The 1,890-nt window shown below is 66.0% G+C and carries 2 protein-coding genes; both read right to left on the reverse strand.

The features are described 5' to 3' along the window. Nucleotides 1-1,166 (reverse strand): DUF1501 domain-containing protein (locus ABI213_RS16390; protein WP_348027883.1); only part of this gene is annotated, 1,166 nt, incomplete at its 3' end. Between the two features lie 20 nt (nucleotides 1,167-1,186). Continuing rightward, on the reverse strand, nucleotides 1,187-1,890 hold a 704-nt coding region (locus ABI213_RS16395; RefSeq protein ID WP_348027885.1), incomplete at its 5' end, for a DUF1800 family protein.

Genomic DNA, 1,890 nt, shown 5'->3' on the forward strand with positions numbered 1-1,890 from the left:
TCCCGCGCCTTCACTCCGCTGAACACCTGCTCCAGCTGCTGTCCATTCAGCCCAAACTGCCGCGCAAACAAGCCCGCCAGCACCGCCCGGTATTCATTCAGCACCGGGTAGTCGCGGTTTTGGAACAGGTTGGCCTGTTCAACCCGTACCTGCTCACCGGCAATCTGCGCGCTGCGCAAGCCACCACCCAGCACCCAGTACACCGAGCCGTGCCCGTGGTCGGTGCCACGGTTGCCGTTTTGGCGGAAGGTGCGGCCGTACTCGCTGGCCACCACCACGGTGGTGTTGCGCCAGGCCGGGCCCATATCTTGCGCGAAGGTGGTCAGGCCTCGGCCCAGCTCTTCCAGGCGCGAAGCCAGGTAGCCGCTGGCACCGCCCTGGTTGACGTGCGTGTCCCAGCCGCCCACATCTACAAAGCCCAGGTTGTAGCGCTCCTTCATCAGGCGGGCGATGCGCTGCGCTTCCAGCTCGAAGCCTTTGGCGTTGATCGCGCCCCGGCTGGCGGCCTGCATCTCGGTGCTGAGTTCGCGGGCCACCTCGTCGCGCACCGCAAAGCCGTCGGTGACGCGGCTGGACAGGTCCGTGCCTTGGTACATGGCCGCGATGATGGCCGTTTGGCGCGGGTCTACCGCCGGTTTGGCAATGGACTTGAGCGCAGTGTTGGGCACCTGCACGCTGCCTTGCATCACCAGCGGCAGGCTGTCGGTGAAGGCCATGGGCTCGGCACCGTTGATGACCGAGGCCAGGCGGTTCATGAAGCCGGAGCGGTAGTTTTTCTGGCCGGTCAGCGGCTGGCCCAGTTCGATGCTGTCCTGCGTCTCGAAGTGGCTGCGCGACACGTCGTCGGTGCCCGCAAACGGGATGAAGCTGGCCTCGCCCTTTTGCCACAGCGGGTACACCGTGTCGCGCAGCGCCGGGTGCAGGCCCCAGTCGGTGTTCAGGGCGATGGCGGTGTTCAGGTCGGCACCGGGGCGGGGCACGGCGATGTCGGGGCGAGACGCGTAGTAGAAGTCGCTGCTGGTCGGCACCAGCAGGTTGGCGGCATCGTAGGCTCCGCGCAAAAAGACGAACAGCAGGCGCGACTGGGCGGCGGGGGCGGCGAAGAGCTGCCCGGCATGCAGCAAGGGCAGGGCAGAGAGCGACTGGAGCAGGTGGCGGCGTTGCATGGTTCTTCCTTTTTCTAGGTTTAGCGGTGCATCAACTCGGGCGACGACAGCAAAAAGCTGTTCCATTCCTGGGGCGAGGTGGCTTCTGCCAATGCCTTTCGCGTATTCGGCCCCAGGGTCTGGCCCAGCGCGCGGTAGTACAGGGCGTTGGCCAGCTGCGGGAAAGCCGGCTTGTCCACCGGCTGTGGGCCGTCGGTTTTGAACAGCCCGGCGTTGCCCGAGCCGATGGCCTTGGCAATTTCAAACCGCGTGGCCATCTGGCCGGGGCTGGACCATGCTGCGGTATCCAGTGCGTAGCCGTCGGGCGTTTGGCGGCCATACAGGGGTTCGCCCATGCGGTTGAGCCAGTTCAGCATGGGGCCGACGTTGAGGAGGGGCTTGTCGTCGTAGGCCAGCCGCACGGCAGACACCACATAGTGCACCGGGTCCTTGAACTTCTGCCCCGCACCCTGCGCATACTCGGGCGATGCCAGCAGGGTCTGCAGGGTTACGGCGATATCACCGTCGCTCTTCAGGAAGCTCTGCGCCATGCGCTCCACCAGCGCGGGCGGCGGGTTGTCGCTGAGCCAGTACTGGGCCAATTTGCGGCTGATGAAGTGGGCGGTGGCGGGGTGTTTGGCCAGGCGGTCCAGGGCCTCGTCCAGTTCGGCCAGGCCCCGGCTGTGGATGGGCTGGCCGAGCAGGGTTTTGGTGCCGTAGTCGTGCCGGTTCGGGTTGAACTCGA

It is taken from the genome of Rhodoferax sp. (assembly GCF_039922535.1).
GTDB lineage: Bacteria > Pseudomonadota > Gammaproteobacteria > Burkholderiales > Burkholderiaceae_C > Rhodoferax_B.